Source organism: Pantoea sp. SGAir0430 (assembly GCF_043549295.1).
Genome location: NZ_CP039427.1, coordinates 952,355 through 973,256, shown reverse-complemented (window position 1 = coordinate 973,256; position 20,902 = coordinate 952,355). Strand labels below are relative to the sequence as shown.

Genomic DNA, 20,902 nt, shown 5'->3' with positions numbered 1-20,902 from the left:
GTTATCGCCCGTGCCGCTGGCAGAAGGCGGCGATATCCGGCGACTGAAAATCCGCCAGGTGCGCCATCAGCTTCTCCAGCGGCCAGTTCCACCAGGCAATCGCCTGCAGCTGCGCTGCGATGTCAGCGCTGAAACGGGCGCGAATCGGTTTCGCCGGCACACCTCCGACAATGGTGTAAGGCGGCACATCTTTACTCACCACCGCCCCGGCCGCCAGCACGGCGCCGTCACCGACCGTCACGCCAGGCAGGACAATCACGCCGTGACCGATCCACACATCGTGACCAATGATCACCCGATCGGCACGGCGTCCGGCGAAGAAACCGGCATCGCGCTGCGCGTGGCTGTCGTAATACTCCGGGCAGTAGGTGAAGCGATGCTGTGAGGCGCGATCCATCGGATGATTCGGTGCCCCGATACGCACCTGATTGGCGATGGCCGTGAAGCGGCCAATCTGCGTATCCGCCACGCAGCAGTGTTCCCCAAGGTAGGAAAAATCACCCAGTTCGCTGTATTCCAGATAACTGTGCGCCAGAATTTCACACTGCTGGCCAATCTGCGTGTCGCGCAGACGGACGCTGGGATCGATCGCGGTGTGTTGCAGTTTAGCGGGATGCTGTGTGGCAGAAATCATAAAGCAGGTACTCCGTTGTGGTCAGATGTCTGGATAAGTGGTTGCCTCAACGCAACCGCGAGCCACAACACTAGAGCGGGAAGATGACAGGAATGCTATCGTGTTGCTCCACCGGGAGATCTTCAGGAGAAAATGGAATGAAAGCGTCCCTGCCGTTATTAGCCTTGCTATTCAGTACCGCCCCCGCCTTTGCCGCCCTGCCGCCCGACATCAAAGCCGGAGAAATTGTGCAGGTCGAACTGGCGCAGCTGCATCCCACTCAGGCCGCCATTGGTTATCGCCAGCTGGATTACAAGCAGCATCGTTATCAGGCCGATCCGGAAAAGCTGTTCGATGACTATTGCGAAAGCATGGGACAAAAAGGGGTGAAAAGTTTCACGCCGCGCTCCACCCTGCGCGATCCGGCCAGTTTCAGCTGTAAGGCGCCGGTCGGAAGCGAGCCTGGCCCGATGAAAACCGCGGTGATCGGCCCGGATAATCAACTGTACCTGACTGATGGTCACCACACGTTCAGCAACTTTGCTGACATGGCCGGCCTGTCAACGCCGGTGCAGGTGCGCATTACCGATGATTTCCGCCCGCTGAAAAGCCAGGCTGCTTTCTGGCAGAAAATGGCGGCGGCACATCTGGTGTGGCTGGAGACGCCAAACGGTAAAATCGCCCCTGAAGCGCTGCCGCAGGAGCTGGGTCGCCAGCATATGCAGGATGATGAGTATCGTTCGCTGATCTATTTTGTGCGCGATATCGGCTTCGATAAGCCAGGCAACCCGCCGCCGTTCCTGGAGTTCTTCTGGGGACAGTGGCTGAGCCGGGAACTGCCGCTGAAAGCGTTCAACCTGCACGACCGCGACGGCTACGCCGCAGCGGTGAAAAAGGTGGCGGAGAAGATGGTGAGCGTGCCGAAGGACACGGTGATTGCGCAGAGTGATAGCGGTCCGCTGACGGCGCAGGCGCTCGGTGCCAGAGACGCGGTGAACCAGAAGGCGCTGAACAAGTTAAGCGCCGATAACGGTAAGCTGAGCTGGGCGTTTAAACGTTAAGCGGGCTGGGTAGTGTTGGGTTTATCCAGGTGCGCATCAATGCGCACCCTACAAAATTACACACTATTGCTGCTGGTGCGCAGCAATGCGCACCCGACAAAACCCCACACCATTGTTGCTGGTGCGCGGTCATGCGTTTTACACCGTTGTGGCAGGGTCGCCATGGATGGCGACCGAAAACGGCGGTTATATCAGCTCGCTGTTTTTAACATCCGCGGACGGTGCCAGCAGGTTTTGATCGAAGGCGCGCAGCGGCTGGCCGTGACGAACGCGCTGTGGCCAGTCCGGATTGGCCAGCGCGCTTTTGCCCAGCGCCACATAATCTGCGCCCTGATACAACGCCATGCCGGCGCGTTCGGCATCTGACAGCGATCCGTTGATCACCACCGGCAACTGTGGCGCAGCCTGGCGCGCCAGCTGTAGCAGCGACTCTGCCGCGTCCGCGAACGCTGGCTGCAACGCATCGTGCTCGGTCAGATGCAGATAATCGATACCTGATTCAGCCAGCAGCGCAAATACCTGGCGCGCTCCGGCAGCGCCCTCCTGCCATTTATGCGTAAAATCATTCACTTTCCCCTGGGAAATCCGCACGCCCAGCGTGACGTTGGCACCGATGCGCTGTCGCACCGCGGCAATCACCTCCCGCGTCAGCGTCAGTCTTGCGATAATATCGCCGCCCCAGCGGTCGCTGCGCTGGTTGGTGTAATCGGTAAAGAACTGATCGAGCAGATAACCGTTGGCCGCGTGAATTTCAATGCCGTCAAAACCGGCTGCCTCAATGGCGCGCGCCGCGCTGTCAGCAAAGGCGTCAATCACCTGCTCAATCTGTTCATCACTCATGGCGCGCGGCAACGGATAAGCGCCGTGGCCATGGTAAAACCGCAGCTGTTCGCCACGTGGCGGGATCGCCGAAGGCGCCAGCGTATCGCGCCGGTAAATATTGCCCTGCGATATCGCACCGGCGTGCATCAGCTGTGCAATGATTTTGCTGCCGTGCTGGTGCACGCTGTTGGTGATGGCCCGCCAGCCGGCGATCTGCTGGCGATTGACCAGCCCGGCCTGAAAAGCGTAAGTCTGTGACCAGGCTTCATCGATGTAGAGACCTTCGGTGATTACTGCGCCAAAGCCACCGCGGGCGAAACGCGTGTAGTACTGCTGCATACGCTCGCCCGGGACTCCATCCACACTGGCGGAGATGCGCGTCATCGGTGCCACCATCAGGCGATTGGTTAAATCGAGGTGGTTAAGAGTACTGCTCTGAAACAGGTGTTTGTCGGTCATTCGGCGCTCTGAAATAAATTATCATCAGGAGCCATTATAGTGAGTCGCCATTGTGGCAAAAATGACCGATTATGATACGTCTGCTTAACGGAAACCGTTACAATGAACTCCCGGGATATTGATGTTTTTCTGATGGTGTCACAAACCCGCAGCCTGACGCAGGCGGCGCGGCGGCTCGGCACCACCACTATGACCGTGTCGCGCCGGCTGGCCTCACTGGAGGAAGATCTCGGCGTACGGCTGCTGCATCGCACCACGCGCGCCATTGCCCTTACCGATGAAGGCGAAGAGTTTCTTCCCTATGCCAGAACGCTGGCCGAGACCGAACAGAGCGCACGCAACCTGTTCGCGCCCGATAAACAGGGGGCCACCGGCCAGCTGCGCATCACCGCGCCTACGGGGTTTGGCCGCCGCACCATCATTCCGTTACTGCCGTCACTGATGGAGCAAAACCCCGGGCTGCGCGTTGAGTTTCAGCTCAGCGACGATGTTACGGACATTGTCGGGCTGGGCTTTGATGTCGCAATTCGCATCGCCCCGCTGCGCGATTCCCGCCTGGTGGCTCACCGTCTGGCCGACAACCCGCGCCGGCTGTGTGCGGCTCCGGGCTATCTGCAATGCTTCGGCACGCCGCGTCATCTGGCGGATCTGCATCAACACCACTGTCTGCGCCTGTCGAATGTGGTGCAGTGGAGTTTTATGGTGGACGGTCATCTCTCCAGCCTGAGCGTTGACGGGCGCTTCAGCGGCAGCAATGTCGAAGGGGTGCGTGCGCTGTGCGTGGCCGGCAGCGGCATCGCGCAGCTTTCTGAGTGGGATGTGCGGGAAGAGCTGGCATCCGGCGAACTGGTGGCGCTGGAGCTGGAGGACGCGCAGCCGCAGATGCTGGGCGTGTGGGCGCTGTTTCCCACCACGCGCCACCTGCCGGCGCGCGTCAGCGTGTTTGTTGCGGCGCTCAGACAGGCGATGCAACAGCAAAGCCGGCCCGGCGCGTGACGCGGGTGTACGAAAAAAGGCGGAGGGGTGAGCTCCGCCTTGTTTCAAGTTCCGGTCAGTGCGCCTGACCGGTCAGTTGCAAAAGGGCAACGATGATTTGCAGGATCACCCGGACCAGGTCCAGGAGTAATCGAACAAGTTCCATCACTTTCCTTCTCCTCTGACAGGAGCGCACTGTTCAGCTTTCGGGGCCCTGACTCTACCCGCCGACCGCCTAAGCACATCTGTGAGGAGCGCTGAGCGGCACTCATTGTGAAAGCCACAGGCCAGCACCACCTGAAACCTGCCGGGGTTTGACTATCCGCGCCCCTGGAGTCATCAGAAAACAATAAGCATCCGCCGCGCTCAACACCTGTATAACCATACAGTATTTTAGCGAAACTTGAAATCTTTCGCTGCACATTTTATCATTCCTTTTGTGAGGAGTGCTGAGCACCCCGTTCCGAGCGCGGTTACCAGCCGGGTGACGAACATAAAAAAAGGATTTGGCGACATAAGCCAAATCCTTTTTTATTGCCTGCGATGACCCTACTGTGCGGCGCTGATACGCCAGATCGCGTTGCCGGCATCGTCGGCAATCAACACCCCGCCCTGATTATCCGTCGCCAGTCCTACCGGCAAACCGCGTACCTGTTTCTGATCGTCGGTGAGGAATCCTGACACCACCGTCTGCGGTTGCCCGACCGGTTTGCCGTTTTCAAATTTCACCCAAATCACTTTATAGCCGTTGAGCGGCGTGCGGTTCCAGCTGCCGTGTTCACTGATGAACGCGCCGCCGCGGTACTGCGGCATATTATCCGCGCCGTAGAACAGCAGGCCGAGCGGTGCCACGTGTGAGCTCAGCGCATAGTCCGGCTTGATGGCTTTCGCGACCAGATCCGGCCGCTGCGGCTGCGCGCGCTCGTCGACGTGCTGACCAAAGTAGCTGTACGGCCAGCCGTAGAAACCTTTGTCCTGCACGGAGGTCAGGTAATCCGGCACCAGATCCGAACCGATTTCGTCACGCTCGTTGGCGATGGCCCACAGCTTGCCGCTTTGTGGCTCCCACTGCAGACCGGTAGGATTGCGGATGCCGCTGGCATAAATGCGGCTGGCACCGGTTGCGGCGTCCACTTCCCACACCGCCGCGCGGCCATACTCTGCGCCGATACCGTTCTCAGTGATGTTACTGTTGGAGCCGACACCGACGTACAGTTTGCTGCCGTCCGGACTGGCGAGCAGCGCTTTGGTCCAGTGGTGATTCAGCTCACCGCCCGGCAGCGACGTCACCTCTTCCGGCGGCGTACGGATTTCGGTTTCGCCGGTCTGGTAAGGGAATTTCACCAGGCTGTCGGCGTTAGCCACATACAGCGTATTGCCAATCAGCTGCATGCCAAACGGCGCATTGAGGTTTTCGATAAACCGGTGCTGTTGCCACTTGCCGTTAACGTTGCGTAGCAGCGTGATGCGGTTGCCGCCCGGGCCACCTTTGCCGGAAGATTTCTGCACCAGGCTCATGATCAATTCTTTCGGTGCCGTGACCGGGTTTTTCACCCCGTTGGCTTCTGCCACCAGAACGTCGCCATTAGGAAGCACATACAGTTGACGCGGGTGCATCAGGCTGGCCGGGATTTTCTCGATCTTCAGGCCGTCGGCCACTTTTGGTGTCTCGCCCTCTTTCCACGCGGTGCCTTCCGGCACCTGCATCGGCGGCATAAAGAAGTTTTTGGCCTGCGGCAGCTGCGGATCAGGGCCGATTTGCCGTTGCGGATCGAGGTCCGATCCGCTGTCGCAGGCGCTCAGCAGTACCGCAATCCCCAGCGCACTCATTACACGAAATTTCATGGGCGACCTTCCTGTAAACGACGCTCGCGCAGCGCCAGCTGCAGATTCGCTATCAGCAACACCACCACCACCAGGGTGGAGAGCGTCACGCCCATCGGCACCACCGCATAGGCATCGCGGCTGTGAATGAATGCGTTGACGATGGCCAGCACGATTGCCAGCAGCGACAGCCAGAAATGGGTTTTCTCTGCGGCAGGTGCGCCACGGAATAAATGAATCAGGCTGATTAGTCGCGGCACAATCGCCAGCACCAGCCCGATGGCTATCAGCCAGCTGGCGGCTTTGGTCCACATGACGATGAAGGTTTGCAGATAGATAATATCAAACAGCCAGGCCGCAAAGAAAAAGCCCAGCGGCAACGGCTCAAGCAGGGTAAACAGCGTCACGCCAACAACCGAGCGTCCCGAGGTATGGTACATCGCACTCTCCCTATTACAGTTTTTCCAGGCGAGAGCGATCCGGCCAGGCATCGCTTCGCACGCCTGAGAAATATTAGTAAAGATAAAGAGTCATGCGCACAGCCCGCACAAAAAGTTAACCGTGCCGACGGAACTGGTTCAGTTCCTGCGCGTCGTGGCTGCAGAACAGTTGCACCTCTTGCGCGTGCTGCAGTGACAGCTCACGCAGCCGCTGCTGATTGCTGTGCCAGGCGGCGCGGTCACTGCACATCAGGCGCTGATAGGCGCGCAGGCCCGGCGTACAGTGGCGCTGGCTGTGGTACATTTCACCGCGATAAAACCAGGCGTCGCCGCCATGCAGCAGCCAGCCGCCCTGATGACGAATCGCCACGCCCGCATGGCCCAGCGTATGTCCCGGCAGCGGCACCAGCAGAATCTCATCGCTGAGATCGTCGACCGCCTTCACCGCATCAAAGCCATACCAGCGCTCGCCACCGCTGGCGTAACCGCGCCAGCCATCGTGCGCAGTCCACTGCTGCGGGCGAAACCGCTGACGCGCCAACCAGCTGCTGTCGCCCGCCTGGGTTACGGTATCCAGTTCACGCTGCAGCAGATGAATGCGGGCGGCCGGAAAATCACTGATGCCGCCGGCGTGGTCAAAATCGAGGTGGGTCAGAATAATGTGGCGCACCTCTTCCGGGCGAAAACCCAGCAGCTGAATCTGTGCCAGCGCGCTGAGCTGCTCGTTATAGCGAATATTATTCAGCGCGCGGAAAAAGCCCGACAGGCGGCGGTCAGGATGGCGCATATCCTGCGTGCCCAGACCGGTATCCACGAGGATTAAACCGTGACGGTCAGTTTCCAGCAATAAGCAGTGGCACACCAGTTCAGCAAACGGACCTTTGCTGAAACCATCGAATAACGCGCCACCGAGCGGGCACATGCAGCCACAGTTGAGGTGATGAATTCGCATTGTTCTCCCCCAAAAATAAAATGGCGCGAGCGCGCCGTTATTAAATGAATAAATAAAAAAGTGATTTAACATATATGTGCCATGATGATGACAATTGCAAATAATCCAGAGTCATTCATTTATCGCTTTATTTATTACTCATTTAATTTCAATGCATTGAAATATTGAATGCGGATTTTTAATGAGCAAAAAAAAATAACCGCAGCGCAAGGTTATTCACGCTACGGTTATTTATCGCGGTCGGTTAACCGTTAATGATTAATCAGGCAGCGCGTGCCGCCCACCACAGGCGCAGCTTCAGCCCCCAGCTGCTGGTCCAGCCGCTGCTGGTGCTGACCACCTTGCCCTGATGCAGCACGATGAACGTCGGCGTGGCGCTGATTTGCCAGCGCTGTCCCAGCGCCCCGCTTTCATCATTGACGGCGAATCCCCGTACTCCTTTTTTATCCAGCCAGGTGGCAACGCGCGCATCGCTGCCGGATCGCAGAGCCACACTGACCACCTGCGTGCCGTGCTGACTGAGCGAGGCCACCGTCGGTGTGGTGAGTTTGCACACGCCACACCAGCTGGCCCAGACGTAAACCAGCACCGGCCGCTGCTGGCTCAGCGTCGCCAGGTTCACCTCGCCCTGCAGCGCGCTGAGCGGCTGCCGGGCCACATCCGCGGGCAGCTGCGGTGCACGCAGCCAGTCCATGGCCAGCAGCAGCGCCGCTGCCATCAGCACCAACAGCACGCCTTCGCGCAGCCAGCGCGTTACCCGGCTCATGGCTGAGCCTGTAGCGCACCTTTTACCGCGGCTTCCAGCTGTGCATAAGGCACTGCCCCGCTGATCAGCTGATTGCCCACCAGCGTGGCGGGCGTACCCTGCACACCGAGCTGCTGCGCCAGCGTCAGGTTGAGGTTGATGGTGTCGAGGCTGGCGGTGCTCGGCGCCGATAAGCTGATGCCACTTTTGTCCAGCGCGGCGGCGATGCTGGCTTCATCATGGTTGCCTTTCTTTGCCATCAGCCGTTCATGCAGCTTAAGAAAGTTATTCGGCTGCTGCTCCCACACCGTCAGCGCCAGACGCGCCGAACTGAGCGAGCTTTCAGCGCGGTACGGCAGCGGCTTCAGTACCACCGCCACCTGCGGATAGTTGTGCAGCAGTTTTTCGATATCCGCCTCAAACTTTTTGCAAAAGACGCAGTTGTAATCGGTGAAATAGACCAGCGTCAGTGCCGGTTTTTTGGCACCGATGCGCGGTGAGCCGGCATCGTCAAACAGCGCCGCGCGGTTTTTCTCTACCATCTGCGCGACCACGTTTTGCTGCTGGCGCGCGGCTTCTTTATCAAATGCGTCGGCGGCTTCCGCCAGAATCGCCGGATTTTGCACCAGGGTTTCGCGAATCAGTTGTTTGATGCGCGCCTCCTGCTCGGGGGTAAATGGCGCGGCGGCCAGGGCGGGTGCCGCCAGTAACATCAGCGAAAGTAACAGGGATTTTTTCATCATTTTTTTGCCTCAGAGAGTGTTGAAATCACCGCATCACGACTTAATAACGGCGATAAAATCTGGCCGTGCGGCAGTGCCGGGCCATAAATCTGGTTAAAGGGGATCGCTACGCGATCGCGGCGGCGCAGGAACTCGCCGATGGCCGGATCCGGTTGTGTCCAGTCACCGCGCAGCAGCACCACATCCTCTGCGCCGAGGGCGGCACGCACGTCAGGCTGATTCAGCACCCGTGATTTATTCACTTTGCAGGTGATGCACCAGTCAGCGGTGACATCGACAAAGACGCGCTTATCCTGCTCCAGCGCCTGATTGATGGCGGCTTCGGTCAGTGGTTGCCACACCAGCGATTCTTCTTCCGGTGAGAGACGCGTCAGCAGTAACAGCGCGCCCGCCAGCGTCACGGTAATAAACACCAGACCTGCCTGCGGCAGCGCGCGGCGTGCGATTAGCCAGCCCGTCAGCGCCAGCATAAGGATGGCCGCCAGCAGAATGGCGACGGTGCTGCCCCAGTGGGGAATCAGCAGCGTCACCAGCCACAGCGTTGCCAGCAGCATCAGCAGCCCCAGCAGCGTGCGCAGATGCAGCATCCAGCGCCCCGGACGTGGCAGGCAGCGCGCCATACCCGGCAGCGCCGCAACCAGCAGCCACGGCAGACTCATGCCGACACCGAGCGCGACAAACAGCAGCCACAGCTGCGGCAGCGGCGCGGTCAGCGCATAGGCGACGGCGGTGCCAAGAAACGGTGCGCTGCACGGCGTCGCCAGCAGCGTGGCAAAGGCCCCCTGGCCAAAATGCCCTGCCAGGCCGGCACCGCCGTGCGTCGCCAGCCGGGTAGTCAGGCCGGAAGGCAGGCGAAAATGCAGCAGATCGAACAGACTGGCGCTGAACAGGAACATCACCAGCACCATCACCAGCAGAAAGCCGCTGCTCTGAAACTGAATGCCCCAGCCCAGCGCCTGACCGCTGAGCCGTAGCACGGTCATCAGCAGCGCCAGCAGCAGGAAAGAGAACAGAATGCCGGCGCTGGACGCGAGAAACTGCTGACGCGTCTGGCGTTGCGTCTGTCCCTGCTGCTGCACCAGACTGCTCAGTTTGATCGCCAGCACCGGCAGCACACAGGGCATCAGGTTGAGAATCAGCCCGCCGAGCAGCGCCAGCAGCACTACCGACCACAGCGTGGCGTTTCCGGCAGAGGGAGAAAACAGCGGCTGATGACCAAGGGTCAGCTGGCTTTGCTGAGCGATACCGGCGTCAGCGATAACCAGCGACAGCGCTTTACCGCGCAGGTCCGGCGCGGCCTCGCCCCATTCATCGGTTACTGCCACGCGGGCGGTCAGCATCTCGCCCTGCACGCTGATTTGCGGCGCCGCCAGCATGCTGCCCTGCGGATAATCAAAGAACAGTTCCGGCTGCTGCCAGCCCTGCTGACGCTGCGCCCGGATTTGCAGCGTGCCATCAACGAAGCTGGCATCAAGCTGATCGGTCAGCCCGCTGTCAGCCGGGATCTTCCCCATCGCCTGGGCGAAATCACGTGCAAAATCCGGACTGGCGGGCTGCGAGAGATCGAGCTGGAACGGAAAATCCGTCAGGATGCAGACGTCGCTACAGGTGGACAGCGTCAGCGTGCCGGCCAGCGTGCCCTGCGGGGCAGAATCGAGCACGATGGGCAGCGTAACGTTGCCTTTGTAGCCCTGCGTGGTGAGGCCGCTGACGTCAAAGCGCGCTGGCACTGGCCACGACCAGCGGGCGTTGACATCCGGCGTTTGCCAGCGGATTTCCGGCGCGACGCCGCCTTCGCCCGGCGAGCGCCAGTAGGTTTTCCAGCCCGGCTGCAGGCGAATATCCAGCAGCAGTTGCAGGTGATCGCCCTGCGGCGCGGCGCGCAGGCGCACTTCGGCGTGGCTGTTTTGCGCATTGCGCAGCCAGCCGGTATCGGCGGCTTGCACGCTCAGCGCGCAGCTCGCCACGAGGAGCAGCAGGCTCCTGATCAGGAATGTCATAATCGTTTCTCCGGTGAATAACAGGGTTTACGCGGTGGATCGCGTAGTGTTATTCCCGGAAGACGCAGAGCGTGAGATGGCGCCGTCGCAGCGGCACAAACAGCGGTTCACACCGCCAGACAGTGGCAGACGAGGGCTGGAAGAGCGTGGCGATCAACGCCAGCAGCAGTACGAGGAATGGCAGCGCGGTATCGAGCAGCGGCGCGCTGCCGCTGAGTGACTTAGCGCCCAGCGCACAGGGTTTATCACTGCTGGCACCGTCATCAACGGCGGCGCTGTGAGCAGTAATGCTAACGACAGGCTGAGTCGGGAGATTGAAGCTGCGCTGGACGAGACAAAACGCCAGCACCAGACAAACCAGTGCCAGAATCCATTTTGCGCGTTGGGGCGATATCGTCATGCCACAGCCTCAGAGAAAAGTGCGGCCAGTTTATGCAAAAGCAGCAGAAACACCAACCCCTGCTGTGTAAACTTTTGTCTTTATGCCAGCGGGAGCAGGCTGACTGCAGAGAGGGAGAAATTATTCACGTTGATTAATCAGCAAGCGCCAGCGGCGGCGTTCGCGCAGCAGGCGCTGATGCAGCCGCTGCAGCTGGGGTAACGTGAGTGCAGCGACCGCTTCTGGCGTAAGCACCGGCAGTCCCTGCTGTTTTCGCAGTGCCTCACTGGCGGCGTCGGCGTTCTGGTGTGGCTGGCACTGCGCCAGTAGCGTCACCTGCCAGCCCTGCAGGGTTTCATCGTTGATGGCGGCGAGTTCACTCACCATGTCACGCAAAAACGCTTTGCAGTGTTGCAGCAACGTGCGCCAGCCAATGGACGGTGATTGCAGCGCCAGCTGCAGTCCATCCACATCCGCCACGCGCTGGTAGCGCGCTGACACCACATAGCCAATCTGTTGCCCGACCCGCAGCCGCTGAAAGAAGCGTGGTTCAAACATCAGCGCCAGCGCACGCAGCGCCGCGAGGCTGGCATCATCGGCAGCGGGCAGCGGAATAAACAGCAACAAGGCCTGATCGTTCGCCGCACAGCGCAGCGCGCTGACGCCGTGCTGTAGCGCAGCCGCGCGCGTCGGCGCAGGCTGAGTCCGGACCACCTCGCTCAGCCCGTGCGCGGCGTGCAGACTGACGCTTTCGCTGTGGCCGCACCAGGCGGCCTGCCATGCAGGATGCACAGCCGGGGCCAGCAGCTGCTGCGGTAGCGCTTCCAGCAACTGACGAATCACAATACTTTGTGCAGCACGGTGCGGTTGCGGCAGCACCGGCGCATTCAGCGCCGCCAGCACGCCAGGCAGCTGTTGCAGCGCGGGCATTGCATCGTCAGGCAGATCAATCACCAGTTGCCAGACGCCCTGCTGCTGCTGCCAGCGTCCGCTGCCACCGGCATGGCGCAGCGCAGCCAGCCGTGGGCGCAGCTGCTGCTGCCAGCTTAGCGCCGCCTCGTCACTCAGGGTGTGATAAAACGCCGGGCGCACCAGCAGCGTTTCCCGCGGCTGCACCGGATTTGCGCGCAGTAACGGCGCGCAATTTGCCGGGAGTTCCGGCAAATGCAGGGCGTCAGCGCACGGATAAAATGACCAGTTAACCGGCGTGACCGGGCCAGCCGCAGTCTGTGGCCATGGCGCGCGCTGCAGACAGAATCCCTGCGTGGTATAAGGCGCGGCGGACAGCTGTCGCTGCGTCAGCAGCCGCGTACACGAGGCCTGTGGCAGTGCGGCGATAAAACCGGTGAAATCTGCGGGAACGTCAGCTGATGGCGCCGATCCCAGCGCCCGTCCGCGCAGCTGCGTCAGCGGCGACAGCGCAGCGAAATCCTGCTGTGCCAGTTGCAAATAGTGGCGATGTTGCGCTGGCGTGGCGGCGCGCACCGCACGCAGATGCTGCCAGAAGAGCTGTTCAATGCGTCTTGCCGCCGACGCTGACAGCGCTGGCGCACTGAAGCGCAACGCCAGCCAGCTATGATCGGCGCTCTGCCACAGCCATTCACACTGCAGCGATGCGCACAGTTGCTCGCTGCGCAGCTGCGCCATCAGGCTGCCAGGGGCTTCATCCTGCCAGAAAGCCTCCAGCAATGTGACGTTGTCACGCAAAGCGCTTTCTTCGCCGTTGATAAACAGGCTAAGCCAGAATGACTCTTCATCGGCAAGCTGGATGAGCGTTTCAACTGGCTCCGGCGCGGAAATGGCTGGCAATAAGGAGTGCGCCGCACCGCCTGACTGGCGAACAGCAAACGCCTCGGCCAGCTGCTGTAATTCATCCAGCGATTGCGGTCCGCTCAGCCACAGCTGCTGGTTGGCGGCGACAAAATGCTGCTGATGAAACAGCCTCAGCGCCTGCTGCAGTTCCGTTACGTTGTCACCAAAACACGCTGCACTCCCGACGCGAAAGCGGCGCAGTGCGCCACCGGCCGCGTCGAGCAGCGCTGCTTCACTCAGCGTTTCGGCATGATGCCGCAGCAGTTGATATTCTGCCTCAATGACCGCCGCTTCCTGCGTAATCGCCGTACCGGTTAGCAGTGGCGCAGCCAGCATATCTGCCAGCCTTGCCACGCCCGCCGCCTGCGCCTGCGCCGGCAGCTGGAAGAACCAGGCACTGCGGCTGAGTTGCGTGGTGGCATTCACCTGACCACCCTGTTGCTGCAGCCACGGCATCAGGCGCTCATCGCCGGTAAAGCCAGCGCTGCCGCAAAACAGCAGATGTTCCAGCAGATGCGCCAGGCCGGGCCAGCGATCGGGTTCGTGCAGGCTGCCCGCGCCGACGCGCACCAGCGCTGCGCTTTCCCGCGCGTCGGGCTGGTGCGACAGATGACAGCGCAGACCGTTAGCCAGCGTCAGGCTGCGTTCGCACATCAGGTGACCCGCTGTTTGAAAATCAGCTCAGAGTTGCTGCGGTTGCGGAACTGCAGCTGGGCGATTTTGATATCGCTGCAGCTGGCTTCGCGGCGTGCCTCAAGAATTTTTCCGTGATGCGGCGACTTGCTGCAAACCGGGTCGGTGTTGTCGGCATTGCCGGTCAGCATGTATGCCTGGCAGCGGCAACCGCCGAAATCTTTCTCTTTCTCATCGCATGAGCGGCACGGTTCCGGCATCCAGTCGAAGCCGCGATAGCGATTGAAGCCAAACGAGTTGTACCAGATATCCTCCAGGCTCTGCTCCAGCACTGAGGGAAACTGCACCGGCAGCTGGCGCGCGCTGTGACAGGGTAACGCCGTGCCTTCCGGTGTCACGCTGAGAAATATCGATCCCCAACCGCCCATACAGGGTTTGGGCCGCTCTTCGTAGTAATCCGGCGTGACGAACAGCAGATTGGTGAGATTACCGCTGCTGCCCATGCGCTCACGGTAGCGCGCAACCACCGCTTCGGCGCGGGCAATCTGCTCGCGCGTTGGCAGTAATCCCTGACGATTAAGATGCGCCCAGCCGTAGAACTGACAGGTGGCCAGTTCGACATCATCCGCCTCCAGCTCAATACACAGATCGATGATTTTATCGATCTGGTCGATGTTATGGCGGTGCAGCACGAAGTTCAGCACCATTGGGTAGCCGTGCTTTTTCACCGCCCTTGCCATCGCCAGCTTCTGCTGAAACGCCTTCTGCGAACCGGCCAGCGCTGCGTTCAGCGTTTCATCGCTCGCCTGGAAACTGATCTGGATGTGATCCAGCCCGGCGTCGGCAAAAGCGTCGAGCTTTTTCTCCGTCAGGCCAATGCCGGAGGTGATCAGGTTGGTGTAAAAACCCAAATCGCGCGCGGCGCGAATCAGCTCCGGCAGATCTTTGCGCGTCAGCGGTTCACCGCCGGAAAAGCCCAGCTGCACGCTGCCCATGGCGCGTGCCTGGCGGAACACCTCGATCCACTGTTCGGTGCTCAGCTCTTGTTCCTGCTGCGAAAAATCCAGCGGGTTCGAGCAGTAAGGACACTGCAGCGGGCAGCGATAAGTCAGCTCCGCCAGCAGCCACAGCGGCGCATTCACGCCAGGTTTATTCGGGTTCACGACACTGGATCCACTTCTGTTCAATGGCCGATTGCAGGAAGTCTTTGACGTCATCATCGACGCCGCCCGCTTCCGGAAAACGCGCATTGAGCGTGGCGATAATGGCCGCCACATCCTGCTTGCCGGTCACCAGTTCCAGAATGGCGGCAGCGGTTTCATTCAGCTTCGCCATCCCTTCCGGGTAAAGCACCACGTGGCTGTCCTGCGCGGCTTCCCACTGCAGACGATAGCCGCGGCGAAACGCCGGAATCAGAGTTTCTTTCATGTGATTACACCAGTCTTGTACTGTGCCAGGCGACCTGATCGGTCACCGTGTGGTACGGCGGACGCTGCAGCGCGTATGCCATGGTCATGGCATCCAGCATGGTCCAGAGAATGTCGAGTTTAAACTGCAGGATCTCCAGCATACGGTTCTGCTGCTCAGCGCTGGTAAAGACCTCCAGCGCCAGCGCCAGGCCATGTTCCACATCGCGGTTCGCCTGGCTCAGGCGGCTGCGGAAGTAGAAATAGCCTTCCTCTTTGATCCACGGATAGTGCTGCGGCCAGCTGTCGAGGCGCGACTGATGAATCTGCGGGGCAAACAGCTCGGTGAGCGAGCTGCACGCTGCTTCCTGCCAGTTGGCGCGACGCGCAAAGTTGACATAGGCATCAACGGCAAACCGTACGCCCGGCAACACCAGCTTCTCTGACAGCAAGACTTTGCGATCGAGACCAACCGCTTCTCCCAGCTGCAGCCAGGCTTCAATGCCGCCTTCCTCACCGTTACGACCGTCGTGATCGAGGATACGCTGTACCCATTTACGGCGCGTTGCCGGATCCGGACAGTTGGCCATGATCGCCGCATCTTTCAGCGGAATATTGGTCTGATAGTAAAAACGGTTCGCCACCCAGCCCTGAATCTGCTCGCGCGTCGCGGCACCGTTGTGCATCGCGATATGGTAAGGATGGTGAATATGGTAATACGCGCCTTTGGCACGCAGCGCCTGTTCAAAGGCTTCGGGTGACAACGCCTCGGTAATAATCACGATGCGGACTCCTGCAAATGAATCGCCATGCCGTCCCAGCTCACTTCAATGCCCTGCTGCGTCAGGAACTGGCGCTGCGGCGAATGCTCGTTGAGAATCGGATTGGTGTTGTTAATGTGAATCAGAATTTTGCGTCTGGCCGGCAGCGCGGCCAGCAGCGCCATCAGCCCCTGCTCTTCCGCCAGCGCCAGATGGCCCATGGCTTTGCCGGTATTTTTGCCGACGCCGGTGGTCAGCAGCTCATCATCCTGCCACACGGTGCCGTCGATCAGCAGGCAGTCGGCTTTTTGCAGCCACGGCATAATCACCGCATCCGGTTCGCCGAGGCCTGGCGCATACAGCAGCGTCTGCCCGCTGGCGGTGTTTTCGATAAACAGCGCCACGTTATGTCCCGGCAGCGGACGATCGCGATACGGCGAATACGGTGGCGCATTGCTGAGAATTGGAATGGCGGTGAATTGCAGACTGGCGCAGACGTCAACGCGAAACGGCTCAAGCGGCGTAAGCGCACGATGTTGCAGGCCACCGTTCCAGTGCTGCAGCATGGTAAAAATCGGGAAGCCGCTGGTGAGGTCGGCATGCACTTCCGGCGTGCACCATACCTGATGCGGGCAGCCCTCACGCAGGCTCAGCAGACCGGTGGTGTGATCGATCTGGCTGTCGGTCAAAATAATGCTGCCAATCGCCGTTCCGCGCAGCACGCCGTGTTTCACCAGTTCCGGTGTCCGGGCGATTTGCTGGCTGATGTCCGGCGAAGCGTTGCACAGCACCCAGTCGGTACCGTTATCGCTGACAATGATTGAGGATTGGGTGCGCGCCTGCGCCTGGAGCGTGCCGTTACGCAGCCCGCTGCAGTTGGCGCAGTTACAGTTCCACTGCGGAAAGCCACCGCCAGCCGCCGAACCGAGGACTTTAATAAACATGTGAAGGACCGAAGCAGGAAAAGAAAATGCCCGCACGAACGGCGGGCAGGACGTCTTAGCGGTTGGAGATGTACAGCGTTACTTCCAGGCCCAGACGCAGGTCAACAAACTCAGGTTTTTTCCACATAATATTCTTCCTCATAGTCTTAAAACGCAGAGCAGGCTCTGCTAAAAACATTGCGACAGAAACAAGGCTTCTGCCAGCAATGGATAACGCGGGGCGATGTTGCGCCAATGTAGCGAGCAGATCAACCCTGATTGCGTAAGGAAATACACTTAAGCCTGCCAGATTTGGTGCAATACCCGCTGCCAGTTGCCCCAGGCAAGTTGTTCCAGCAATGCCTGATCATAGTTGAGACTGCGCATCAGCGCATACAGCCGCGGCAAACCGGTGACATCTTTAAGCTCTGCGGGCACGCTGATGCCGTCAAAATCCGACCCCAGCGCGACGTGATCGCTTCCCATAATAGTCATCAGATGCTCACAGTGTTTAACAATTTCGATCAAGCCGCCATCATCGTCGCGCTTACCGTCGGCGCGCAGAAAGGCGTTGCCGAAGTTAATGCCGACCACGCCACCGCTATCGCGAATCGCCCGCAACTGGTCATCGGTAAGGTTGCGCGGCTGCGCGCACAGCGCGTGCGCATTCGAGTGGCTGGCGACCAGCGGCGCGGATGAGAGCCGGGCTGTGTCCCAGAACGCTTTTTCATTCATGTGCGACACGTCGATCATCATGCGCTGCTGATTCGCCAGCGCGATCAGCCGCTCGCCGTCGGCGGTCAGTCCCGGACCGCTATCCGGCAAACCGGGAAATGCGCCAGTAACGCCAGCGCCAAAGCGATTTTCCAGATTCCAGAACGGACCGATGCTGCGCACACCCGCCTGCCAGAAGGCGGCAAGATCGGCGCCGTCGCCGTCAAAACCGTCCGCACCCTCAATGTGCGCCACCATCGCCAGTACGCCGTCGCGCCGGCAGGCGGCGATATCGGCGCTGCTGAGGCACAGGCGCGCCCGGCCGTCAGAACGGGCAACCAGCGTTTTCAGAATCTCCAGCTGCTGCCACAGGATCTCCAGCGGCTGCCAGGCTTCACCGGCCAGTTGCGGCGCCACTTCGCTGACGTAGCGCTGCGGCGGCACAAACAGCGCAAACAATCCGCCGGAAAAGCCGCCCTGCTGCATGCGCGGAAAATCGAGGTGTCCTTTTTCGATACCGGTAAAGAAGGCGGCGGCTGGATCGTCGCGATGATGCAACCACAGGTTGAGCAACAGGTCATTATGACCATCAAAGGTTTTGATTAACATTGGGTTATCCGCCACGGATTTGATGCCGCCATGCTACGCGCATCACGCCTGTTCGCCAAATACCGGCGCACAAAGGGTTACTGTTGTGCCACCTGCAGACCGCGATAAAAGGTCGGCTTGACATCGAGTGGCTGAGCAATCAGGCCGTACTTTTGATAAAAGTCGGCGGTTTCCTGCTGCTGTTGTACGGTGTGGTCGTCAATGCTCTGCCAGTGTGACTGACGTCGGGCAAAAGATTTGGCGGCAGCCTCCTGAGGAAAGCCGATGATCTTCGCCAGCCTGGCGGAATATGCCTCAACGTGGCGATTGGCCCAGCGATCAGCGGCCGCCAGCCGGTTAATATAATCCTGCAGCGCCGCACGTTTACTGGCGTCACTCAGTGCCGCATCGGTGGCGGCGAGGAAGCTGTTGCCGCTGGAGAGCCCCACGCCGTTGATCAGCACGCGGCCGGTATGCGTTACTTCTGCCAGCGCGGTGTAAGGATCCCAGGTTGCCCACGCATCGACGGAACCACTTGCCAGCGCAATGCGCGCATCGGCAGGCGTGAGAAAGCGCCAGCTGACGGCTTTATCGCTCAGCCCGGCACTTTCCAGCGCTTTCAGCGCGATAAAATGACCGATCGACCCGCGCCCGGTGGCGATGCGTTTACCGCGCAGATCCCGCGGCGTTTTGATGGGTGAGTCCGGCGCAACCAGTACCGCCAGCCCGGCCGGGGTGGATTTGCTGACGGCCACCGCTTTGACCTGCGAACCTGCGGCCAGCGAGAACAGCAGCGGCGCATCACCAATAATACCGGCATCAACCGCCCCGGCATTCAGGGCTTCGGCCAGCGGAGCGGCGGCCGGAAATTCCGCCCATTCGATACGGTAGGAGAGATCGTTGAGCTGCTGCGCTGCTTCCAGCTCGGCGCGCATGTTGCCCTTTTGATCGGCAATGCGCAGGGTAACGCCGTGCGCCGCGACGCTGCCGCTGGCCAGTAACAGCATCGTTAAAGTCACTCTTTTCATTATCATTTCTCTGCTGATGAAAAGCCCAGACTACCCTGCGCGTAACAAATGACCGATGCCGATTTCGCATGAGGATTGCCGGAAGGAACATAACGATGCGCGGCTGATGAGGGCGCAAAAAAAAGCCCGCAACACGAGGTGCGGGCAACGTAATACTGGAAGCAATGTGAGCAATGTCGTGCTCTTCTTCGGTAGAGCCACCGTCGAAGCGCAGAAGAATAATAATCATTCCTATTATCATCTGTAAAGCTCTAATTGAGAATTTTTCTCATTTCCACACTAAGGTTGTGCTTACCCCCTTCTCCCGCTGGGTAAAAAAAGCGCAGATACGCGGCGGATTTGGGGAGTACGCTTGCTTTGCGATACACTCTCGCTATTGCCCGAGAATCGTTGAGTTCTATGCCAAAATTATTCCCCGCGCTGCTGCTTGGTCTCAGCGTCCTGAGTGCCTCTGCGCTCGCCGCGCCCGCGGACTCTATCCGCCACAGCGGCTTTGTTTATTGCGTCAACGGCACGGTTAACACCTTCAACCCGCAGATGGTCAGCAGCGGGCTGGTGGTCGATACGCTGGCGGCACAGTTGTATGACCGCCTGCTCGACGTCGACCCTTATACCTATCGCCTGATCCCCGATCTGGCGCAGAGCTGGGAAGTGCGCGATAACGGCGCGACTTACCGCTTCCACTTGCGCAAAGATGTTTCGTTCCAGCATACCAACTGGTTTACGCCGACGCGCAAAATGAACGCCGACGACGTGGTCTTCAGCTTTGCCCGCATGTTTGATCGCCAGCATCCGTGGCATAACGTCAATGGCGGCAGCTATCCCTACTTCGACAGCCTGCAGTTTGCCGATTCGGTGCAGAGCGTGAAGAAGCTGGATAACGATACGGTGGAGATCCGCCTAAACAGCCCCGACGCCTCGTTCCTGTGGCATATCGCCACCCACTACGCGCCGGTGCTGTCACAGGAGTACGCCAGCCAGCTGAGCGCGGCAGGCCAGCAGGAACAGCTGGATCGCCAGCCGGTGGGCACCGGCCCGTTCCAGCTGAGTGAGTACCGCACCGGGCAATATCTACGTCTGGCGCGCAATCCGCACTACTGGAAAGGCGTGCCGCGTCTGCAACAGGTGGTGATCGACCTCGGCGTGGGCGGCACTGGCCGCCTGTCGAAATTGCTGACCGGCGAGTGTGACGTACTGGCCTACCCGGCCGCCAGCCAGCTGTCGATTCTGCGCGACGATCCGCGCCTGCGCATGACGCTGCGTCCTGGCATGAACATCGCCTATCTGGCGTTTAACACCCGCAAACCGCCGCTCGACCGTCCGGAAGTGCGCCACGCGCTGGCGCTGGCGATCAATAACGAGCGGCTGATGGAGTCGATTTATTACGGCACGGCGGAAACCGCAGCCTCGATTCTGCCGCGCGCCTCGTGGGCCTACGATAATGATGCGCGCGTGACGGAATACAATCCGGCAAAAGCGCGTGAAGCATTAAAAGCGCTGGGCATTGAAGATTTGCATCTGCGCCTGGTGGTGCCGACCACCTCGATGTCGTGGAACCCCAGCCCGCTCAAAACCGCCGAGCTGTTGCAGGCGGATCTGGCGCAGGTGGGCGTGCGCGTCACCATCGCGCCGGTCGAAGGACGTTTTCAGGAAGCACAGCTGATGGCCATGAACCACGATTTAACCCTGACCGGCTGGGCCACCGACAGTAACGATCCGGACAGTTTCTTCCGCCCGTTGCTCAGCTGCGCGGCGATTCGTTCGCAGACCAATTACGCGCACTGGTGTTCGCCGGCGTTTGATGAAGCGCTGCAGCGCGCGCTGCTGTCGCAGCAGTTGTCGGCGCGTATCGATAGCTACGATCGCGCCCAGCAGATGCTGGCGCAGGCGCTGCCGGTCCTGCCGCTGGCGTCGTCGCTGCGTCTGCAGGCTTACCGGCACGATATTAAAGGCCTGGTGCTGAGTCCCTTCGGTAATGCCTCGTTCGCCGGGGTTTACCGCGATGAGCACGGCGAGGAGTAAGC

20 protein-coding genes are annotated in these 20,902 nt (G+C 60.1%); 3 read left to right on the top strand and 17 right to left on the bottom strand.

Going from position 1 to position 20,902, the window contains the following annotated elements:
* Position 1 precedes the first annotated feature (1 nt).
* Positions 2-634 (bottom strand): DapH/DapD/GlmU-related protein, encoded by a 633-nt coding sequence (locus tag E7738_RS04710; RefSeq protein ID WP_104186610.1) that lies wholly within the window; start codon positions 632-634, stop codon positions 2-4.
* A 137-nt stretch (positions 635-771) separates the two neighbouring features.
* On the opposite strand from E7738_RS04710, the gene E7738_RS04705 reads away from it, so the two are divergent.
* Positions 772-1,674 carry a ParB/Srx family N-terminal domain-containing protein gene (locus E7738_RS04705; protein ID WP_394516149.1) on the top strand — a complete coding sequence of 301 codons (903 nt, stop codon included), beginning with the start codon at positions 772-774 and terminating at the stop codon, positions 1,672-1,674.
* Between the two features lie 186 nt (positions 1,675-1,860).
* Here the strand turns inward: E7738_RS04705 and E7738_RS04700 are convergent, their stop codons facing one another.
* Positions 1,861-2,955 carry an oxidoreductase gene (locus E7738_RS04700; RefSeq protein WP_394516148.1) on the bottom strand — a complete coding sequence of 365 codons (1,095 nt, stop codon included), beginning with the start codon at positions 2,953-2,955 and terminating at the stop codon, positions 1,861-1,863.
* A 102-nt stretch (positions 2,956-3,057) separates the two neighbouring features.
* Between E7738_RS04700 and E7738_RS04695 the strand changes: the two genes are divergently transcribed.
* On the top strand, positions 3,058-3,951 hold the full coding sequence (locus tag E7738_RS04695) for a LysR family transcriptional regulator (RefSeq protein WP_394516147.1): 894 nt from the start codon (positions 3,058-3,060) through the stop codon (positions 3,949-3,951).
* Positions 3,952-4,479: 528 nt separating this feature from the next.
* Here the strand turns inward: E7738_RS04695 and E7738_RS04690 are convergent.
* The 15 genes from E7738_RS04690 to E7738_RS04620 all read right to left on the bottom strand — a co-directional run bounded on the left by E7738_RS04690 (position 4,480) and on the right by E7738_RS04620 (position 18,878).
* Positions 4,480-5,775, bottom strand: a complete 1,296-nt coding sequence (locus E7738_RS04690) for a PQQ-dependent sugar dehydrogenase (protein WP_058780535.1) — start codon at positions 5,773-5,775, stop codon at positions 4,480-4,482.
* Positions 5,772-6,194 (bottom strand): DUF2231 domain-containing protein, encoded by a 423-nt coding sequence (locus tag E7738_RS04685; RefSeq protein WP_394516146.1) that lies wholly within the window; start codon positions 6,192-6,194, stop codon positions 5,772-5,774. Before E7738_RS04685 ends, E7738_RS04690 begins: the two co-directional genes overlap by 4 nt.
* 115 nt (positions 6,195-6,309) lie before the next feature.
* Entirely contained in the window at positions 6,310-7,146 is an 837-nt protein-coding gene (locus E7738_RS04680) for an MBL fold metallo-hydrolase (protein ID WP_211726161.1), read from the bottom strand.
* A gap of 262 nt (positions 7,147-7,408) precedes the next feature.
* On the bottom strand, positions 7,409-7,912 hold the full coding sequence (locus E7738_RS04675; protein ID WP_394516145.1) for a thioredoxin domain-containing protein: 504 nt from the start codon (positions 7,910-7,912) through the stop codon (positions 7,409-7,411).
* Complete coding sequence (locus E7738_RS04670; protein ID WP_031279069.1) at positions 7,909-8,631, bottom strand: DsbA family protein; 723 nt, start codon at positions 8,629-8,631, stop codon at positions 7,909-7,911. The genes E7738_RS04675 and E7738_RS04670 overlap by 4 nt, the downstream gene beginning before the upstream one ends.
* Entirely contained in the window at positions 8,631-10,634 is a 2,004-nt protein-coding gene (locus E7738_RS04665) for a protein-disulfide reductase DsbD family protein (protein WP_021505981.1), read from the bottom strand. The genes E7738_RS04670 and E7738_RS04665 overlap by 1 nt, the downstream gene beginning before the upstream one ends.
* Before the next feature lie 49 nt (positions 10,635-10,683).
* Complete coding sequence (locus E7738_RS04660) at positions 10,684-11,034, bottom strand: hypothetical protein (RefSeq protein WP_394516144.1); 351 nt, start codon at positions 11,032-11,034, stop codon at positions 10,684-10,686.
* A gap of 120 nt (positions 11,035-11,154) precedes the next feature.
* Positions 11,155-13,479, bottom strand: a complete 2,325-nt coding sequence (gene pqqF, locus E7738_RS04655; protein ID WP_394516143.1) for a pyrroloquinoline quinone biosynthesis protein PqqF — start codon at positions 13,477-13,479, stop codon at positions 11,155-11,157.
* Positions 13,479-14,621: a pyrroloquinoline quinone biosynthesis protein PqqE gene (pqqE, locus tag E7738_RS04650; RefSeq protein ID WP_394516142.1), complete on the bottom strand. Its 1,143-nt coding sequence runs from the start codon at positions 14,619-14,621 to the stop codon at positions 13,479-13,481. Before pqqE ends, pqqF begins: the two co-directional genes overlap by 1 nt.
* Complete coding sequence (gene pqqD, locus E7738_RS04645; RefSeq protein WP_021505975.1) at positions 14,608-14,886, bottom strand: pyrroloquinoline quinone biosynthesis peptide chaperone PqqD; 279 nt, start codon at positions 14,884-14,886, stop codon at positions 14,608-14,610. Before pqqD ends, pqqE begins: the two co-directional genes overlap by 14 nt.
* A gap of 4 nt (positions 14,887-14,890) precedes the next feature.
* The gene (gene pqqC, locus E7738_RS04640; RefSeq protein ID WP_021505974.1) at positions 14,891-15,646 is read right to left on the bottom strand and encodes a pyrroloquinoline-quinone synthase PqqC; all 756 of its coding nucleotides are present in this window, start codon (positions 15,644-15,646) and stop codon (positions 14,891-14,893) included.
* Positions 15,643-16,569: a pyrroloquinoline quinone biosynthesis protein PqqB gene (pqqB, locus tag E7738_RS04635; protein ID WP_021505973.1), complete on the bottom strand. Its 927-nt coding sequence runs from the start codon at positions 16,567-16,569 to the stop codon at positions 15,643-15,645. Before pqqB ends, pqqC begins: the two co-directional genes overlap by 4 nt.
* Positions 16,570-16,624: 55 nt before the next feature.
* Entirely contained in the window at positions 16,625-16,696 is a 72-nt protein-coding gene (pqqA, locus tag E7738_RS04630) for a pyrroloquinoline quinone precursor peptide PqqA (RefSeq protein WP_010617686.1), read from the bottom strand.
* Between the two features lie 149 nt (positions 16,697-16,845).
* Positions 16,846-17,865 (bottom strand): dipeptidase, encoded by a 1,020-nt coding sequence (locus E7738_RS04625; protein ID WP_394516330.1) that lies wholly within the window; start codon positions 17,863-17,865, stop codon positions 16,846-16,848.
* An 83-nt stretch (positions 17,866-17,948) separates the two neighbouring features.
* Complete coding sequence (locus E7738_RS04620; RefSeq protein ID WP_040679533.1) at positions 17,949-18,878, bottom strand: ABC transporter substrate-binding protein; 930 nt, start codon at positions 18,876-18,878, stop codon at positions 17,949-17,951.
* A gap of 399 nt (positions 18,879-19,277) precedes the next feature.
* Here E7738_RS04620 and sapA point away from each other — a divergent pair, with 399 nt between their 5' ends.
* On the top strand, positions 19,278-20,900 hold the full coding sequence (gene sapA, locus E7738_RS04615) for an ABC transporter substrate-binding protein SapA (RefSeq protein WP_058758605.1): 1,623 nt from the start codon (positions 19,278-19,280) through the stop codon (positions 20,898-20,900).
* The last annotated feature ends 2 nt before the right edge of the window (positions 20,901-20,902 follow it).